The organism is Micromonospora sp. NPDC049275 (genome assembly GCF_043197115.1).
Classification (GTDB): domain Bacteria; phylum Actinomycetota; class Actinomycetes; order Mycobacteriales; family Micromonosporaceae; genus Micromonospora.
This window is the reverse complement of record NZ_JBICSN010000012.1, coordinates 92171-109183: the sequence shown is the minus strand read 5'-3', so window position 1 is coordinate 109183 and position 17013 is coordinate 92171. Positions and strand designations below refer to the sequence as shown.

Here is a 17013-nt window from a genome sequence, read left to right as displayed (position 1 = left end):
TGCATCGTGACAGCCCGGTACGACGGCTCGGTACCGCCAAACCTATTCAGACACGCGACACTAGTGACTCCCGCGCCAAATTGCCGGTTCTCTGGGGTGATAAGCCTATGCGTTTGTTGGTGCTCGGAGGAACGTGGTTTGTCGGTCACGCGATCGTCAGGGCGGCTATCGGTGCCGGCTGGGAGGTGACCACGTTCAATCGAGGCATATCGAGCGCCTTCCCGGAGGCCGCTCGGCTCGTACGGGGTGATCGAACCCACCCAGAAGACCTGGCTGACCTTGCCGCCGCTGGCCCTTGGGAGGCCGTGGTCGACACGTCGGGCTACGTCCCGAGCAATACCCTCGCCGTCGCCCGCACACTCGCGCCCGTCGCCGCCCGTTACGTCTTCATGTCGACGCTCAGCGTGTACCGAGACTGGCCGGTCAAGCCGTTGAATGAGCGGTCCGAGGTGCTCGACTGCCCGCCGGACGCCGGCGCAGACTTCGGCACCGACACCGAGGACGGGCCAACCAGCTACGGCTACCAGAAGGCAGGTTGTGAGGCTGCGGCAGTCGCCGTTTTCGGGGCTGACCGGACCACGGTCCTGCGGCCCGGCGTCATAGTTGGCCCGCGTGAGTATGTGGGCCGCCTGCCCTGGTGGCTGCGCCGCGTGGCTGCCAGCGGGGAGGTGTTGGCGCCAGGCTCGGCAGACCGGGCCATTCAGCCGGTCGACGTCCGCGACCTGGCCGCGTTCACCCTGCAAGCCATCCGTGACCAGTCGTCTGGCGCATTCAATGTCTGCGCTCCCATTGGCAGCGCGACCTTCGGAGACTTGCTCACGCACTGCGGCCACTCGACGCACGCCGACGCGTCCTTCACCTGGGTGCCTGATGATTTTCTGCTCGCGCAGGGCGTCCGGCAGTGGTCCGAGCTGCCGCTCTGGCGCACCTTCGACGGCGTGTGGAACGTCGACACCGCTGCCGCGCAGGCCGCTGGCCTCCGGACCCGGCCGCTCGAATTGACCGTTCGGGACACCTGGCGATGGTTGGTCGAAGGCGGAGACATCAGCAACCACGACCGCGCCGCCGAAATCGGAATCAGCCGAGAGAAGGAAGCACAGGTTCTAGCCGCCTGGCACCGCTCAGACAAGCGGTCGAGCTGAGGTCTCCGACCGCCACGCCGCGATGCGCTCACCAAGCTGCCGTGCCTCGGCATCACCGCTCCACGGTGCCTCGTTCAGCAGGCGTTCCATCCGATCCAGCCGACCGGTCAGCGAGACGTTGCGCCTCTGCGGCGGCAGAGCCAGCACAGCACGCAACGCCTCCGTAGCCCCGTCCATGTCCCCCATGTCTAGGTGAGCGGCGGCCATGTCGATCTTCGTACCCTTGATCTGCGAGTGCGGCCGCCGCGCTGCCGGCAGCGCTTGATAGACGCGCAGTGCATCGCCCGCGTACTGTGCGGCCTGCTCGCCGTTGCGGAGGTCGAGCCAGGCAGCGGCAGCGCAGGCTGCGGCGCGTGCAGCTCCGAACGCAAACTCCCCACCGGTCGTCACAGCCAGCTCGTCGGGCCTACGTTCCGCCGCCTCGCTGTCTCGCTGGGCGGCGTCCAGCACGGCGACAACCGATACGGGGTCATCGAGCAGAGCATGAGAACAAGCAGCGATGTAGCGGAGCCGCAGCTTCGGTTCACCGTCAGGGGCCACCCGCATCGCTCGACCGAAGTAGCTGAGTGCCGCATCCGGCTCGTTGCGCCAGTTCGCCAACGTCATTTGCAGCCCGTACGTCCATGCCTTCAACGACGCGTGACCGGCAAGATCTGCGTACTGCGTAGCTGCCCTGGCCAGCGTCGCCGACTCGTTCCAGTGCCCGAGGTCGAAAGCGGTGGAGGCCATGAGTGCTACGCCCTGGCCGATGACCACGAACAGGTCAGCCAGGTCTCCCGGCCGCCGCGTCCGGTCGGCGAGTGCTCGAGCATCGTCACGCAGCCGCCGAGCGCTTGAGAACGTGTCGAAGGCTGCCATTCCAACAGACCGCGCGAGGACCCTCATGTCCTGCTGCAAGGTTTCAATCGAGTCATACGGCACCCCGGCGCTCGACAGCAATGAGTCATGGGCGACTGCATCCGCGGCATCACTCACGGCATCACCAAGATCACTGCCACTACCAGCGCCTCCCTGCTTTCGGGCAACGCCGTCGATGTGTTGGAAGAACCGCGATCTGACCGCGTCCGAAAGCCTGTCGACGGCGGCGTCCAGCAACTCTTGGTTCGCGCTGCCGGGCACCGTTTCCGGTCGGCTGTGCCAATACGCCACAGTTCTGACCGCGATGCCCAGCCAGGCCGCGAACCCCTCGTTCGTCATCCCGGCGGCAGCTTGCAGCGCACAGGCGAAGCGTCCAGTCCACTGCTCCATCCTCGCCATCGCGCCTCCCGCGCCTGCGTTGCATCGGATTGCCGCTCGTTGCACCAGCTTTGCATGGGCGCATCGTCCGACTTCGACTTCACTGGATTCAGTAAGCCGATACAAGCACCAGAGGACATGCGGTGACCAGCACCAAAGACACGGCCTGGGGCGGCCATGCGGACCAGACCGGGATCGAGCGTGTCTGTCGTACCCAATATGAAGGCGGCCCTCGACCAGCGCAGCCACGCCGATCGAGGGCCTTGATCGCCTAACGAGGAGGCGACCCGTGAGCACCGTACCCAAACTGCCCGCCTGCGGAGAACCCGCGACGATCCGCATCGAGCTGTACTCGGCAGACTCCCTGGACGCCTGTGCGTACACCTGCGTGGACCACACCATCCGCGCGACGGCGGCCGCTGCCCGCGCCGGGCTGGAAGCCCACCTGCTCGGCATGGCACCCGACGTCGAGCGGTCCTGCGGCCATGTGTTCGTCTTCCCGACCGGCGCCCTCGGCGACGCCCCGGCCGATCGTGTGCCGCCTATGGCCGCAGTGCCGACAGGAGCAGATCCGTCACCTCCGCCGGATGCGTGACCATCGCCAGGTGATGAGCTTCCACGCTCCGGACCCGGTAGCCGCGTTCTTCCGCCTGCTGTGCCGTGGACTGGTACGCGGCGCTCAACCGGAGGTAGATGTGTCGGGCCGAATACCATGCCTCGCCCGGTGCGGGTAGCACCTCGGAGACGACCTGCCACGGTAGTTCGGGTATGTCGTGGAGCACCCGTCGCCGCTGTTCGGGGTCCGTCAGGACATCGGCCAGGGAGGCCCCGGGAAACCAGGTGTTCCACCGTGGCAGCCGGCCCGACACCACCATCTCCCGCAACCACGTGGCCCGTTCCGGCGTCAGTGATCCGATCCAGCTCGTGCCCGGATGCGGCAGGCGGGCATCCAGGAAGACGACGTCGAGCCGGTCACTGCCGACGGCGTCGGCGATGCCCGGCAGGTAGGCGCCCGCGCGGCTGTGGCCGACGACGACGGTAGGCGAATCGGAGGTGACGGTGGCAGCCGCCCCGCAGACAGCCGAATGGAAGGACGGCGACTCGATCAGGGGGCGAAGGTCCAGGACCACCACGCGCCACCCCGCCGCTTCGAGAGGTGTACGCAGTGCGTCCCACGTCGCCCAGGTGAGGAGCGGGCTGTGGACGAGGAGCATCGTTGGTTCGACGGCCACAATCGCATCCTGGTTGCCGTACCGCCATCTGTACAGCCGAACCCCTGGTGGCGCACGGGCTGAGCGGGATGGTCAGGTGGCGCGTAGACCGTCGCAGACGACGGCGATGACGCGGTCGCGGGCGCCGGTGTCGGTCGGGTCGACCTCCCGCGCCAGGCAGCCGCTCATCAGGGCTTTCACGTCGGCGAAGGTGATTCCATCCCGTACCGCGCCCGCATCCTGGGCGGCCTTCAGCAGGGCGTGCAGCCGACCTGACACGTCGCTGCCGGCCTCGACGGCAGCCGACTCGATGTCGAATCCGGCACCGGCCAGCGACTCCGCCAACCCACGGTGGTCGGCGCCCTCGTGGATGAGCTCGGCAAAGAAGGCAAAGAACGCCGCCCCCGGCTCCTCCGTCGTCGCCAGAGCATCCGCCCGCGCGGTGAGCACTGCCATGCGATCGAGCAGGACGGCCGCGAACAGGGACTCCTTCGTCGGGAAGTGGCGGCCGACAGTGCCGGTGCCCACCCCGGCACGTCGCGCGATCTCGTGGACCGGTACGGAGAGCCCCTCGGTGGCGAATGCTTCCGCCGCCGCCCGCAGTACCAACGCCCGATTGCGCCGGGCATCGGCACGCGGCGCCCGCGCAGGCTTGCCCGTCATCGAGTTCCATCTCCTACCTGTCCAAACGGGATGACCATCCCGTATATTCACTCCATCCGGGACGATGGTCCCGATTATAGGGATCGGGAGGGCCACCATGCCCAGATGGACCGCCGACGACGTCGGCGACCAGCATGGCCGCACCGTCGTCATCACCGGCGCCAACAGCGGCATCGGGTACGAGACTGCCAGGGTGTTCGCAGCCCGAGGCGCCTCGGTCGTCCTGGCCTGCCGCGATCGTGACAGGGCCACGGCTGCGGCGGCAGCCCTGCCCGGCGGGGACGTCACCACGCTCGACCTCGACCTGGGCTCGCTCGCCTCGATCCGTCGCGCTGCGGACGAGCTCCGGTCGCGCCACGCTCGGCTGGACCTGCTCATCAACAACGCGGGCCTGATGATGCCGCCGCTCGGCCGCACCGAGGACGGGTTCGAACTCCAGATCGGGATCAACCACCTGGGCCACTTCGCCCTGACCGGGCTCCTTCTCGACCGGCTCCTCGCCAGCCCCGGCTCCCGCATCGTCACCGTCAGCAGCTCCGCGCACCGCCAAGGGCATATCGACTTCGACGACCTCCAGTTCCAGCGCCGCCGCTACCGGCCGCCGACCGCCTACGGTCAGTCGAAACTCGCCAACATCCTGTTCACGTACGAGCTCCAGCGCCGCCTCACCGCGGCGAAGGCCCAACCCATCGCGGTCGCTGTCGAACCCGGCATCGTCTCCACCGGCCTCCAACGCCACGTCACCGGCGCGATGGCCATCGGTGTCGCGGTGGTCGGGAAGCTGATCGGCCAACCCACCCCGGCGGCCGGCGCTCTCGCCACCCTGCGCGCCGCCACCGACCCCACGGTCAACGGCGGCGACTACTACGCCCCCGACGGTCGACTGCTGAACGCATCGGGTCACCCGGTGCCGACCCGGTCAAGCCAGGCGTCACACGACGTGGACACCCAGCGCCGCCTGTGGGCGGAGTCCGAGCGGCTGACCGGGGTGACGTACCCATTCACCGGCGCGGCCGCCTGATGCTCCGCTGGCTGCTCAGGATCACGGCGATCTACCTCGGCGTTCTCGGCACCGCCGCGCTGCTCGTCCCGCAGGCCGCAGCATCCGGCCTGGGCCAACCGTTGACGCCGTTCGACGTGTTCGCCACGCGAACCATCGGCGCGATCCTGCTGACGGTCGCGATCCTGAACTGGTCGGCGAGCGCCAGCACCAGGGCACCGGCCGGCGCGGTCCTCGCCAACGTCTTCCTGAACGCCGCGCTCGGCGTGGTCAACGCCATCGCCATCGTCGACGGCACGATCGGTGCCGGCGGTTGGAGCGGTGTGGCCATCCACGCGGCACTGGTTCTGGCTTTCAGCCTCTGCCACTTCCTGCGCCGCCCGCCCCAGCTCGCGTGAAGGGTGTTCAGCACGTACTCGCCATGGCGTCACCGGCTGTTGCGCCCGCCGTCGACGATGGCACGGTGACCAAACGACGGCGGCAGTCGCCGACACCCGCTCCGACCGGCCTACGTCCGCGCGTGCAGATCCTGCTGATCGCGCTGGCCATGTTGCTGCCCGGGTTGGGCCTGGCCGTCGGCGCCGGGGCCTACCGCTGGCACGTGTCGTCGGAGGCGGACCGTCTGCGGGCCGACGGCATACCGGTCACGGCCCAGGTGTCCGACCGGGCCGGGGGCCACGGCCGGGGCAGCGGGATCGACCGGATCGAGATCTCCTACCTGTACGAGCAGAGGTCGTACAGCACCTGGATCCCCTGCGCGGGCGGGACCGGCTGCCACCGGACTCCCGGCCCGACCATGGACGTGTGGGTGGACCCGGCCGCTCCGCAGAAGTTCGTGGCGGCGAACGGGCACACCAACGGCTCGTTGTCGTTCCTGATGGCCTGGACCGTCATCCCGGCCGGTGTCGCCTTCGCGGCCCTCGGCGCCTTCCTGCTGGTGTTGGTCATCCGCACCCGCGACGATCAGTGGCGGTAGCGCCACTGCGGCACCGACCTGGCCCGACCAGGTACGGCGATCGGCGGTTCGAACCCCACCGGAAGCGGATGCCGGGCAGCCGCACCGCTGCCATATGCTGCCCGCGTTCACACGGGGCCACGGGGAGACTCACATGCGGCGGCACGGCAGGGCAGCGCTGACGGCTGCGATCCTCACGGTGACACTGACGGGCTGCGGCACGCCGGCCGGCACGGACGGTGACCTGTTGGACGGCTGGCCGGCAATGGCGGCGGCGCGGCAGTTCGCCCCGCAGGCCGGCGAGTGCCACCTGATTCCCACACCCAGTTCGTACCTGAGCAGTTACTCCCCTGTCGACTGCACGAAGACCCACAGGTTGGAGACCTTCCACGTGGGCACGTTCACCGGCACCCTGGCGGCCCGAAGTGCCCCTCCCAGCGTGCAGTCGGCGACGATGCGGTCGACCTTTGCCGACTGCGACACCCGGGCCAAGCAGTTCGTGGGCGGCGACTGGCGCGATGCCCGACTGTCGGTGCAGGTCGCGCCGCCGTCGCCAGCCGGCTGGGAGGGTGGTGCCCGCTGGTACCGGTGCGACGTCTTCGAGTTGGACGAGATCCGCGGCCCGAACGGCGAGGGCGATGCGGCGATGGAGCGGGCCGGTTCGCTGCGTAACGCCCTGGCCAGCCGTTCCCCACTCCACCTCGGGTGCATGAACGAGGACAGGTGGGGCTTGCTGCGGCCGGTCGCGTGCACTACCGGGCATCAGTTCGAGTACGCCGGCATCTGGACCACGCCGGACCGTTCCTGGGCGGACGCGACCCGAGACGAGGACCCCATCCACTCGGCCTGCCGGACGGTCATCGCCCGGTACGCCAAGGTGCCTGTGGACAGCAACCTGCCCTACCGCACCGGAACCTCGTACCGCTTCCCGAGCCGCCCACTGTGGGCACGCGGCGACCGCGGTGTGCGCTGTTACTTCTGGTCCGGCGGCGCCGCCGTCAAGCGGTCGATCGCCGGCGGTGGCACGAAGGCGCTGCCGATTCGCTGAGGCCTGTCAGATCGGGCCCAGCAGCGCCGCCAACGCGGCGTCGCCCTGCCCGAGTTGTGTCCCGCCGGGTGGTGCCACGACCAGGAACCGCCGGCAGGCGTCGAGTTCGACGTACCACTCGGGCCCACCGCCGTCGAGGGACCGCAGCACCGCGAAGCGGGACGCCGGGGTGGCACAGTCGGCCGCGGGCCGAGTGGTGGCCAGCGCCCGGAGCGCCTTCGCCTGCCGCTCGGGTGGAAGCGGCCCGCCGTACACGAAGTCACCTGCCGGTTTGCCGTCGCCCCGCTCGAACGGGGGCACCGCGTAGACGCAGAGACGCAGCGGCCCGGCCGTCGGGCTCGCGCCGGCCACGACGCGTCCGGGACGGCCGAGGTGGGTCTCGACCCACACCATGTCGGACCACCGCTGCGCGCAGCCGACGGTCTCGGCCGCCGACGCTTCGACAGGCCCGACGGTACGACTGTCGACAGTGGTCAGGCGCAGCCCGTCCAGCGCGGCACGCACCTCCGGGAGCGGCTTGCCGCAGACGTCCGTCGGCACGTACGGCCGCAGCCACCGGCCCCGGTCGTCGAGCAGCGCCAGCCAGGGTGGAATGACCAGGTCGAGAGTGCAGGCGATCTCTCTCCGGCCCCGGACCTCGTCGGACAGGCGCAACGCGGCCACCAGCGCGCCGATGTCGTCGGCGCGACGCTCGGTGGTCACCTGCTCGCGGCCGCCACCGGCACCTGGCCGCACCTCGCGACGGCAGATCACGACGGCGACCGGTACGAACGCGGGGTCGATCCGCCCGATCTCGGGCTCCACCACGGTCGGCGTCGCCGCCGTCGGCTCGGCCGACCCCGGCGGTACGGGGAGCACGACACCGGCCCGCGGTGCGCTCTCGGCGCAGGAGGTCCACCTCTCGACGATCTCGGCCGGGCCGGGATCGTTGGGCGTGTTGGCCGAGCCCGCGCAGCCGCTCAGTGCCATGCCGCACAGCCCCATGCCGAGCAGCGCCGCCACCAGTGTCGTTGCGCCCGAGCGCATCCGGCTCACCACCTCTCCACCAAAAGATGGGACGCACCCCGCCACCCGGCGGTTTCGTGGAACTCCGGCGGATGAATTCGACCGGGGCCGGGAACTCGTACCGGTCCTGCGACGTCGGATCGGGATGGACGCGAAGACGGTAACCCGTACAGCCGCTCTCGCCGTGACGACGCTGCTGGCCGCCGCGGGCTGTGTCGAGTCATCGAACCCGCCGCCTCCTGCGGCACGCGGCAGCGAAACAGCAACTCCCGTGGTCTCGCACCTGCCACCAAGCGCAGGCTCGGCTGCCATCCGCCTCGTCGACGAGGACCTGGCGGATCTGCACCTCTTGGTGAGCAACCAGTCGTTCGAAGACGACCGGGTCACCGTCACCGTCAGCATCGACGGCACCCGGCTCGTCGATCAGCCCTTCGACGTGATTGCCCAGCACAACTGGATCCTGTTCCCCATCAAGCTCGCGCCGGGCAGCCACGAGTTGACCGCCACCTCGCAGACGGGCGCCGAGATGCACCAGCGGTTCACCATGCCCGAGAAGGGACGCCGGTACGCCGCTGTCGACTACTGGAGAGACCGCGGCCAGGACAATCGTCATCTCAGTTGGTACTTCCAGTCCCACCCGATCGTCTTCTCGTAGCCGAGCCGGCCGCGCCGGGCGCGCGTGACGTCGCCGACCGTGGGCGACGCCGCCCGCCGGGGCTGGCGCAACCGTCGGCATGATGACCGGATGGCACATCTGGGACTGGTCGCGCTGCTGGTGCGCGAGTACGACGAGGCGATCGACTTCTACGTGGGCGGCCTCGGCTTCGAGTTGGTGGAGGACACGGCCCGTCCGGACGGCTCGCGCTGGGTGGTGGTGCGCCCACCGGGGGCGCGGGAGACGGCGTTGCTGTTGGCCCGAGCGAGCAGCGCGGAGCAGCGAGCACGGGTGGGTGACCAGACCGGCGGTCGGGTGGGCCTGTTCCTGTACACCGAGGATTTCGCCAGGGACCACGCCCGGATGGTCGACGCCGGGGTGCGGTTCCTGGAGGAGCCACGACACGAGGCGTACGGCTCGGTGGCGGTCTTCGTCGACCTGTACGGCAATCGGTGGGACCTGATCCAGCCGCGAGTCGCAGAGTGACGACAAGATGACATGACGCACACGGTGGGTGAACGCTCACTGTCCGCCATGCTATTCTCCGATGTCGATCTCTGCCGCGCGGACCCGGACCGGGTCGTTGTCGGAAGGACACCTCCCGATGCCGGCGACTGCCGCCCGGACCGTGCCACCGCCCGCTCTGGACAATCCGGCGGGCGGGGCGTTCAGCCTCATCTTCACCACGCTGCCGGCGCTGCTGCGGCTGACGTGCGGGCTGGTCGGCGGCGCGGTGGCGCTGTCGGTGCGTACCCCGCCGGTCGACGAGGCCCTGCTGCTGCCCGGCGTGGCCGCGCTGACCGGATGGTCGCTCTGGTACGCCGGCCGGGCGCTGCGCCACGGGATCACCCCGGCACTGGTCGTCGGTGACGTGGGGATCACCGCAGTGGCCTGCCTGCTCATCCCCCACCTGGTGGCGCCCGAGGTGCTGCCCGGTGAGGGCAGTTGGATCGCGGTCCTGGCCAGCACCACGGTGATCAACGCGCAGGCCACCGCACCGGCCCGCTGGTCGGTCCCGGCCGGACTGCTGGTCACCGCCGCGTACGTGGCGGGCGCGCAGGCCGCCGGCAACCCCACCGAGTCCCGGGCGCACGCCGCCACACTGTTGGTGCAGACGGCCTGCACGGCGATGATGACGGCTGTGATGCGCCGCCGGATCGGGCGGGCCGACCGGGCGTTCGTGGAGCATCAGCGGCTGACCCGGGAGGCGCTCGTCGCCCGGGCCGCCCGGGAGGCCGAGCGCCAGCAGAACCGGGACCTGCACGACACCGTGCTCGGCACGCTGACCATGGTGGGGCTCGGCGCGGTGGGCGGCCCATCTGCCTCCTTCCGCGATCGGTGCGCCGCCGACCTGCGTACCCTCGTCGCGTTGACCGACCTCGGTCCGACGCCCGGTGACGGCCCGGTGCCCCTCGACGGGCGGTTGCGGGCGGTGCCCGACCGGCTGCCCGAGCTGCCGGTGGGCCTGGAGCTGGCCTCCTGCGCGGTGCCCGCCGGGGTAGCCGACGCGATCACCGAGAGCGCCTACGCGGCCCTGTCCAACGTGGTCCGCCACGCGCCGGGCGCAGCGGCCACCCTGCGGCTGACCCGCGACGCGGTCGCCGTCGTGGTCGAGGTGGTCGACGACGGCCCCGGCTTCGACCCGGCCACCGTCCCCCCGCACCGGTACGGGCTGCGCGAGTCGATCCACGGGCGGATGGCGGCGGTCGGCGGGCGGGCCGAGGTGCGCTCCGCGCCCGGTGCGGGCACCCGGATCCGACTGGAGTGGCCCGGTGTCGGCTGACCTCGGCGCCTCGGCGGAGCGCATCCGCACCCGCGAGACGACCATCCTGGGGCCGCACCCCAGCCCTGTCGACGGGCCGAAGCCGCCCGAGCCCGCGCTACTCGCCGCGCCGGCCGCGGTGGCGCACGCCTCCGATCGGGGCGCCCGGATCGTCGCCGTCGCCATCGCGTTGGCCTGGCACGTCGCGATCGGGCTGCCGGCGGTGCTGGCGACCCGGACGCAGTTCGCCGCGCCGGCGGTGGTGCTCGGCGGCTGGCTCCTGGTCGCCGTGACCGGGGCGGTGGCCGGCGTCCGGTTGCTGCGAGGCAGGCCGCTGCCGCCCTGGCCGCTCGCCGGGGTGCTGCTCGCCGTCGACGCCGCCGTCTTCGCCGGGGTCGGCGCAGGGCAACTGTTCACCGCCGCGAACTGGGTGTGGGGCACGCTCGGCTGGTTCTTCGTGCTGGCGCTGTGGGGCCGGCGGGTGAGCGGTCTGGTCGCGCTGCTGACCACGCACGCCCTGATCGCGCTCGCCGCCGTCCTCGTGCACGGCGCTGGAACGGCCGATTTGGCCCGCTACACCATGTACGTCTACGGCACCTTCTCGCTGCCGGTGGCGGTCTTCGTGGGCAGCGCGGTGATAGTCGGCCTGGCCCGCGACCGGGCCGCCGCGGCCGCCGCGATGCACACGCTCTCCGCCGAGCGAGCCGCCGCCGAGCGGGGCCGGCAGGAACGCCGCGACCGGCTCGCCCTGGTCGGCGCGGCGGCCGGACGCGTCCTCGGCGAGCTGGCCGCCGGGGAGGCCGACCCGGCCGACCCGGAGGTGCAGCGCCGCTGCGTGCTGGCCGCGGGCCGGCTGCGGCGCCTGATCGCCGAGTCCGACGACGTGCCCGACCCGTTGCTGCACGAGCTGCGCGCGGCCGCCGACCTGGCCGAACGCAACGGGCTGCCGATCGACCTGATCTCCATCGGCAATCCACCGCCGCTGCCGGTGGAGATCCGCCGCCGGCTGGCCGACCCGCTCACCGGGCTGCTCGCCGACGGCCGTGGGTGGGCGCGTCTGACAGTGGTGTCCGGCCCCGGTGAAGTGGTGGTCAGTCTGGTCACGCCGGACCGGGAGGGACCGGACACGACAGGCCCTCCGCCCGGGGAGCACGAGGACGGGCCGGTGCAGCACCTCTACGAACGGGACGGGGACATCAGATGGGCGCAGACCCGGTGGTTGGGGTGACAGGTGACCGGCTGGTCGGGGTGGCGATCGTCGACGACCACCCGGTGGTCGTCGAGGGGGTGCGCGCCTGGCTCGCCAGCGAGCCGCGACTGACCGTGCTGGCCACCGGGGACGACCCGGACGAGGTGCTCCGGGCCGCGCCGGACGCCGACGTCGTCCTGCTCGACCTGCGGCTGCACGGCCGGATGGCGCTGGACAAACTGGCCGAGTTGAGCGCGACCGGGCGCCGGGTGGTGGTCTACTCGGAGCACACCGACCCGGAGACGATGCTTGCCGCGCTGGACGCCGGGGCGGTGGCGTTCCTCGCCAAGCACGAGGGCCGGGAGCACTGCGTGGCGACCGTACTGGCCGCGGCGAGCGACAGGCCGTACGTGCCGCCGGCGCTGGCCGGCGCGATGGTCGGCGACCCGAGGCCGGACCGGCCGATGCTGTCCGACAAGGAGCGTGAGGCGCTGCTGCTCTGGTTCCAGTCGATGTCCAAGGCGTCGGTGGCCCGTCGCATGCAGATCAGTGAGCACACGGTGAAGCAGTATGTGGACCGTGCGCGGATCAAGTACACCCGGGCGGGGCGGCCGGCAGCCACAAAGGCGGCGCTGCTCGCCCGTGCGATCGAGGACGGGCTCGTCCGCCCGGAGGAGATCGGCATCTACCGGTCACAGGCGACACACGACCGGCCGACCCCCTAACGGGCGTCATGACAGTGGCCGGTGGATCGGCGAGGCTCAACCCACAGCCAGCTGACCGGGAGGTCGTGACGATGCACGCCGACGCGTCCCCCTTCTTCATCGGCCCACACCGGTTCGACGCGACGGACGACGACGTGGGCCCGACCCTCGACCGGCGTTACGACATGCGCCCGCTGCTCGGCGAGAAGGTGCTCGGCAGGCACCGGCTGCTCGTCGCGGGCTACCTGCTCGGGCCGACCGAGACACAACGCGGCTGGCAGCTCCCCGGGCCGGTCTCGGTGACCGTCACCGACCAGCGGATCTGCTGGGTGGGCACCGGCTCGCAGCTGTCGCTGGTCGCGGACGACACGCCGCGGTCCCGGCTCGCGGGGCGGCTGACCGGGCTGATGACCGGTCAGATCCGCTGGCAGTGGCCGTCCCGGCTGGAGCTTCCTCCCACCGATCCGGCACAGCTGATGATCGTCTGTGACGCGTTGCGCACCATCCAGCAGCCGGCACTGGCCCTCGGTGGGTCACCGGGTGAGGTCATCGCGCTGGCGCGTCAGGTCCGCCGGGCGGTGGCCATGTTCCGTCTCACCCGACCCCAACTCGTGGACCTCTCCGCCCAGGAGCGCGACGTCCTGCTGCTGCGCGCCGGCCCCGCGCTGCTCGCCGGGGAAACGCGGATCACCCTGCCCGGCTCGCTGCCTGTCGAGTTCCGCTCCCGGGACGACTACTACCGCTCGGGGCCGGAGCCGACCTCCTGGGACGGCTTCGCCGGCGGCGCAGCCTCCGGGCGCTGGTGACGCGCGCGTCCGGGCGCTCATGAGGCGCGCGTTCGAGCGCTGCTGAGGCGCGGCGTCCGGGTGCCGCTGCGTCCGGGCGCTGCTGACGCCCGCGTCCGGGGCGTCGCCGTCACACGCTGGGGGTGCGCTCCTCCCCGGCGGCGTCCAGCGCCGCGGCCTCCTCCGGCGTCGGCGCGGTGCCGCCGAGGTGCGCCGGGAGCCACCAGGTGTCCTCCGGGCCGGCCGGCGCATCCGGGTACTCGCGCTGGGCCCGCTCGACAAGCGCGCTCAACCGGCTGGTCAGCTCATCGGCCAGCACGTTCGGGTCCGGGAAGTCCGCCGGCTGGATCGGCTCACCGATCAGGATGGTGATGGGGGTGTGCCGACGCGTCAGGGTGCGGGGCCGGCCCTTCGTCCAGAGCCGCTGGGTGCCCCAGAGCGCGACCGGCAACACCGGCACCTTCGCCGAACGGGCCATCCGTACCGTGCCGCTCTTGAGCTCCTTGACCGTGAACGACCGGCTGATCGTGGCCTCAGGGAAGACGCCGACGACCTCGCCCTGCTTGAGCGCGCCCACGGCGGCGCGGAACGAGGCCGCGCCGGCCTGCCGGTCCACCGGGATGTGTCGCATACCTCGCATCAGCGGGCCGGAGATCTTGTGCGTGAAGACCGAGTTCTTGGCCATGAACCGGACCAGCCGGCCCGACGCGTTCGCACCCAGCCCGGCGAAGATGAAGTCGAGGTAGCTGACGTGGTTGCTGGCCAACACCGCCCCGCCGGTGCGGGGTACGTGGTGGGCGCCCTCGATGGTGATCTTCAGGTCGAGGACCCGGAACAGCGTCTTGGCGGTGGCGATAACGGGCGGGTACACGAGCTCCGGCATCCGCAGAATCTACCCTGCCCGGCTGGTGGTCGGCTGGGTGGCGACCCGGTGGCGTACCGGCGGCGACGCGGGTGGCCTGCCGCCGCCGGTACGCCGACCGGGCTCAGTCGGCGAGGCTGTGCAGGTCGAGCCGGCCACGGGCGAAGGCGTCCACCCGGCCCCAGCGGCCCGGGATGTCCAGCACCTCGATCCGGCCCATCCCGACCGGCAGCCGCGGTTCGACCGCGAGGTGGCCGTCGTGTGGTTCGAGGCCGAGCATGGTGCGCAGCAACAGCAGCGGCGTACCTGTCGACCACGCCTGCGGGCTGCACGCCGTGGGGTACTCGACAGGGAACTTCGTCAGCTCCCGCGGGTATCCGCCGAACGCCTCCGGCAGCCGCCCGTCGAAGTAGGTGGCCGCGTCCAGGATGCCGTTGGCGATGGTGGCGGCCTCCTCGGCGAAGCCGTACCGGCGCAGACCCCAGGCGATGAAGGAGTTGTCGAACGGCCAGATCGTGCCGTTGTGGTAGCCGATCGGGTTGTACCGCGTCTCCCCCTCGGCGAGGGTCCGCACCCCCCAGCCGGAGAAGAGCCGGGGCCCCACCAGGTGCTGCGCGACCTGCTCCGCACGCTCCGGCAGGACGATCCCGCTCCAGAGCAGGTGGCCGATGTTGGAGCTGAGGACGTCGCACTGGCGACCGTCCGGATCCAGGGCCAGCGCGTAGTACCCGCCGTCGGCCACCCACCAGTCGCGGTTGAACCGCTCCTTCAGCTCCGCCGCCTCCCGCTCCAACTGGTCGGCGAACTCCGGGTCACCCCAGAACTGGCGGGCCAACCGTGCCGCGCGGACCTTCGCGTCGTACGCGTACCCCTGCACCTCGCACGTCGCCCGTGGGAAGGGCGGCAGGGTGCCGTCGGAGTAGGAGATCGAGTCCCAGGAGTCCTTCCAGCACTGGTTCTCCAGGCCGGTCTCGGTGTTGCGCCGCTGGTACCAGATGTAGCCGGTACCGACCAGGTCGGCGTAGTTGTCGATCCACCTCAGCGCGGCCCGGGACTCCTGCTCCAACTCCTTGACCAACGCCACGTCCCCGGTCCACCGCTCGTACTCGTCGAGCAGCACGACGAACAGCGGGGTGGCATCCACCGACCCGTAGTACGGCGAGTGCGGTTGCTCCTCGAAGGCGGCTGTCTCGCCGTAGCGCATCTCGTGCAGGATCCGCCCCGGATCCTCGTCCCGGAAGTCGTCGAACCGGCTGCCCTGCAGGGACGCCAGGATGCGCAGCGTCGTCTTCGACAGCTGCGGCGTGAACGGCAGCGTCTGCAGGCAGGTGAGGATGCTGTCCCGGCCGAACATGGTCATGAACCAGGGCAGACCGGCGGCGGGCAGGGTCGCGCCGCCGAGCGAGAGCGGCGAGAAGCGCAGCGCCGCCAGGTCGATCAGGCTGCGCCGGTACGTGCTGGCCACCCGACCGTGCTCACTGTTGACCTTGGGAGCGTCCGCGATCCACTGCTCCAGATCGTGTTGCAGCGCCAGCCGCTCGCCGCCGTGCACCCGCAGACCCATCCGCAGGTCCCGGTCCCCGGGTCCGACCGCGCGCGTCTGCACGTCGATCGTCGCCTCCCACTGCTGGTTCGGCTCCAGACGAACGGTGTACGCGAACCCCCGGCTGTCGTACCGGGCCGACACCGACGAGGAGATGATCGTCTCGCGTCGGAAGTTGCCCCGGCGGTAGCCCAGGCGCAGCTTGTCGGCCTCGACCTCGGTGTAGATCTCGCCCTTCTTGTTCAGGATCTCGTCCTTGACCTGGAACAGGTCGGCGAAGTCCGACGCCGCGTCCATCCGTACCTCGAGGTCGACCGCCTTCTCGTCGTGATTGAGGATGGTGAGCTGCTCCCGGAAGCTGCCACCGACCGCCCGCTCCCGGATGATCGACAACTTCGCGTCCACGTAGTGCGTGGCCATCCCTGGCACGAGGAAGAACCGGGACTCGAAGTACTGCAGATCGTCGTACGAGAGCGAGTTGAGGCGTTCACCGTTCACGCTCAGCACCCAGGTGGACAGGAAACGGGTGTCGATGGAGAAGAGCCCCGTCGGCTCGCTCGGCGTCGCCTCGATGTCACCGGTGTCCTCGCAGACGACGAACGTGTTGCCGTCCAGGATCCGGACCGTGTTGCTCTGGCCCATCAGTGCACCTCCCCCGCGAAGCGGCGACGCGGCCCGAGGGCATCCGGCGACCCGGGAAAGATCCGCTCCACCTGCACCACCAGTCGGGCGTCGCCCGTCACCGTCATGTCCCCGCGCAACAGGGCGGCCAGGCCGTGCTCACGGCCGGTGGCGATGTCGTCGAAGAGCGCCGGGCTGGCGCCGATCACCGTGTCGGCCTCCCGGTCCTCCTGAGTCACGTCGAGTCGCCCGTGATCGATCGCCACCAGCCAGTGTCGGGTCTGCGCCCCTTCGTGCAGGTCGAACCGCACTGTCCCGGAGGTCTTCGCCAACAGGGGCTCGTACCCCCGCCGGTCCAGGTCCTCAAAGAACCTCGTGGTCGCGTCCACCATCGGGTCCACTCCTCCCAGTTGGCCGGGCCCGGGATCCCACCCGGCGCGCTCGCGTCACGCGCACGGCCGGCGTCACACGTCCCCGCACGGGTCCCCGCCGACCCACACGGTCAACCTCGCCCGATTCGGGTGAGCCGCAGCGTCGTGTCGGTCGCGGCCCGGCGATCGGTGACAGCTCAGCAGGGCGGTGCTCGGCGTGTCGGGTTGCTCAGCCGCCACCAATCAGGGAAACGGCACGGC

The 17013-nt window shown here is 70.9% G+C and carries 19 protein-coding genes; 12 read left to right on the top strand and 7 right to left on the bottom strand.

The window, feature by feature from the left end; genetic code table 11:
- The first annotated feature begins 107 nt into the window (after positions 1–107).
- Positions 108–1142, top strand: a complete 1035-nt coding sequence (locus ACGFIE_RS26970; RefSeq protein WP_393299629.1) for an NAD-dependent epimerase/dehydratase family protein — start codon at positions 108–110, stop codon at positions 1140–1142.
- On the opposite strand, the gene ACGFIE_RS26965 is transcribed toward ACGFIE_RS26970, so the two are convergent.
- Positions 1122–2399 carry a hypothetical protein gene (locus ACGFIE_RS26965; RefSeq protein WP_393299626.1) on the bottom strand — a complete coding sequence of 426 codons (1278 nt, stop codon included), beginning with the start codon at positions 2397–2399 and terminating at the stop codon, positions 1122–1124. The two genes, ACGFIE_RS26970 and ACGFIE_RS26965, sit on opposite strands and share 21 nt — an antisense overlap.
- 268 nt (positions 2400–2667) lie before the next feature.
- Here ACGFIE_RS26965 and ACGFIE_RS26960 point away from each other — a divergent pair, with 268 nt between their 5' ends.
- Entirely contained in the window at positions 2668–2973 is a 306-nt protein-coding gene (locus tag ACGFIE_RS26960; protein WP_393299623.1) for a hypothetical protein, read from the top strand.
- Here ACGFIE_RS26960 and ACGFIE_RS26955 read toward each other — a convergent pair.
- Positions 2921–3610 carry a hypothetical protein gene (locus ACGFIE_RS26955; protein WP_393299620.1) on the bottom strand — a complete coding sequence of 230 codons (690 nt, stop codon included), beginning with the start codon at positions 3608–3610 and terminating at the stop codon, positions 2921–2923. The two genes, ACGFIE_RS26960 and ACGFIE_RS26955, sit on opposite strands and share 53 nt — an antisense overlap.
- Positions 3611–3682: 72 nt before the next feature.
- The gene (locus ACGFIE_RS26950; protein WP_393299617.1) at positions 3683–4252 is read right to left on the bottom strand and encodes a TetR/AcrR family transcriptional regulator; all 570 of its coding nucleotides are present in this window, start codon (positions 4250–4252) and stop codon (positions 3683–3685) included.
- A gap of 97 nt (positions 4253–4349) precedes the next feature.
- Here ACGFIE_RS26950 and ACGFIE_RS26945 point away from each other — a divergent pair, with 97 nt between their 5' ends.
- The 4 genes from ACGFIE_RS26945 (at position 4350) to ACGFIE_RS26930 (ending at position 7255) form a co-directional block, all read left to right on the top strand.
- Complete coding sequence (locus tag ACGFIE_RS26945) at positions 4350–5273, top strand: oxidoreductase (RefSeq protein ID WP_393299614.1); 924 nt, start codon at positions 4350–4352, stop codon at positions 5271–5273.
- A complete protein-coding gene (locus ACGFIE_RS26940) occupies positions 5273–5650 on the top strand; it encodes a hypothetical protein (RefSeq protein WP_393299611.1) in 378 nt (125 codons plus the stop codon). Before ACGFIE_RS26945 ends, ACGFIE_RS26940 begins: the two co-directional genes overlap by 1 nt.
- A 65-nt stretch (positions 5651–5715) precedes the next feature.
- A complete protein-coding gene (locus ACGFIE_RS26935; protein WP_393299608.1) occupies positions 5716–6228 on the top strand; it encodes a DUF3592 domain-containing protein in 513 nt (170 codons plus the stop codon).
- 133 nt (positions 6229–6361) lie between these two features.
- Positions 6362–7255: a septum formation family protein gene (locus tag ACGFIE_RS26930; protein WP_393299605.1), complete on the top strand. Its 894-nt coding sequence runs from the start codon at positions 6362–6364 to the stop codon at positions 7253–7255.
- Between the two features lie 6 nt (positions 7256–7261).
- Here the strand turns inward: ACGFIE_RS26930 and ACGFIE_RS26925 are convergent, their stop codons facing one another.
- Positions 7262–8281, bottom strand: a complete 1020-nt coding sequence (locus tag ACGFIE_RS26925) for a hypothetical protein (RefSeq protein WP_393299602.1) — start codon at positions 8279–8281, stop codon at positions 7262–7264.
- 163 nt (positions 8282–8444) lie between these two features.
- Between ACGFIE_RS26925 and ACGFIE_RS26920 the strand changes: the two genes are divergently transcribed.
- The 6 genes from ACGFIE_RS26920 to ACGFIE_RS26895 all read left to right on the top strand — a co-directional run bounded on the left by ACGFIE_RS26920 (position 8445) and on the right by ACGFIE_RS26895 (position 13376).
- Positions 8445–8915: a hypothetical protein gene (locus ACGFIE_RS26920; RefSeq protein ID WP_393299599.1), complete on the top strand. Its 471-nt coding sequence runs from the start codon at positions 8445–8447 to the stop codon at positions 8913–8915.
- 90 nt (positions 8916–9005) lie between these two features.
- Positions 9006–9401: a VOC family protein gene (locus ACGFIE_RS26915; protein WP_363679688.1), complete on the top strand. Its 396-nt coding sequence runs from the start codon at positions 9006–9008 to the stop codon at positions 9399–9401.
- A gap of 118 nt (positions 9402–9519) precedes the next feature.
- On the top strand, positions 9520–10698 hold the full coding sequence (locus ACGFIE_RS26910; protein WP_393299594.1) for a sensor histidine kinase: 1179 nt from the start codon (positions 9520–9522) through the stop codon (positions 10696–10698).
- A gap of 43 nt (positions 10699–10741) precedes the next feature.
- A complete protein-coding gene (locus ACGFIE_RS26905) occupies positions 10742–11905 on the top strand; it encodes a hypothetical protein (RefSeq protein ID WP_393299798.1) in 1164 nt (387 codons plus the stop codon).
- On the top strand, positions 11878–12591 hold the full coding sequence (locus ACGFIE_RS26900) for a response regulator transcription factor (RefSeq protein WP_266245576.1): 714 nt from the start codon (positions 11878–11880) through the stop codon (positions 12589–12591). The genes ACGFIE_RS26905 and ACGFIE_RS26900 overlap by 28 nt, the downstream gene beginning before the upstream one ends.
- Positions 12592–12662: 71 nt before the next feature.
- Complete coding sequence (locus tag ACGFIE_RS26895; protein ID WP_393299591.1) at positions 12663–13376, top strand: hypothetical protein; 714 nt, start codon at positions 12663–12665, stop codon at positions 13374–13376.
- Between the two features lie 109 nt (positions 13377–13485).
- Here ACGFIE_RS26895 and ACGFIE_RS26890 read toward each other — a convergent pair whose 3' ends face one another.
- The 3 genes from ACGFIE_RS26890 to ACGFIE_RS26880 all read right to left on the bottom strand — a co-directional run bounded on the left by ACGFIE_RS26890 (position 13486) and on the right by ACGFIE_RS26880 (position 16773).
- Positions 13486–14238: a lysophospholipid acyltransferase family protein gene (locus ACGFIE_RS26890; protein WP_363679696.1), complete on the bottom strand. Its 753-nt coding sequence runs from the start codon at positions 14236–14238 to the stop codon at positions 13486–13488.
- 103 nt (positions 14239–14341) lie between these two features.
- A complete protein-coding gene (locus ACGFIE_RS26885) occupies positions 14342–16402 on the bottom strand; it encodes a glycogen debranching N-terminal domain-containing protein (protein ID WP_393299588.1) in 2061 nt (686 codons plus the stop codon).
- Positions 16402–16773: an SCP2 sterol-binding domain-containing protein gene (locus tag ACGFIE_RS26880; protein WP_363679700.1), complete on the bottom strand. Its 372-nt coding sequence runs from the start codon at positions 16771–16773 to the stop codon at positions 16402–16404. Before ACGFIE_RS26880 ends, ACGFIE_RS26885 begins: the two co-directional genes overlap by 1 nt.
- Positions 16774–17013 lie beyond the last annotated feature (240 nt).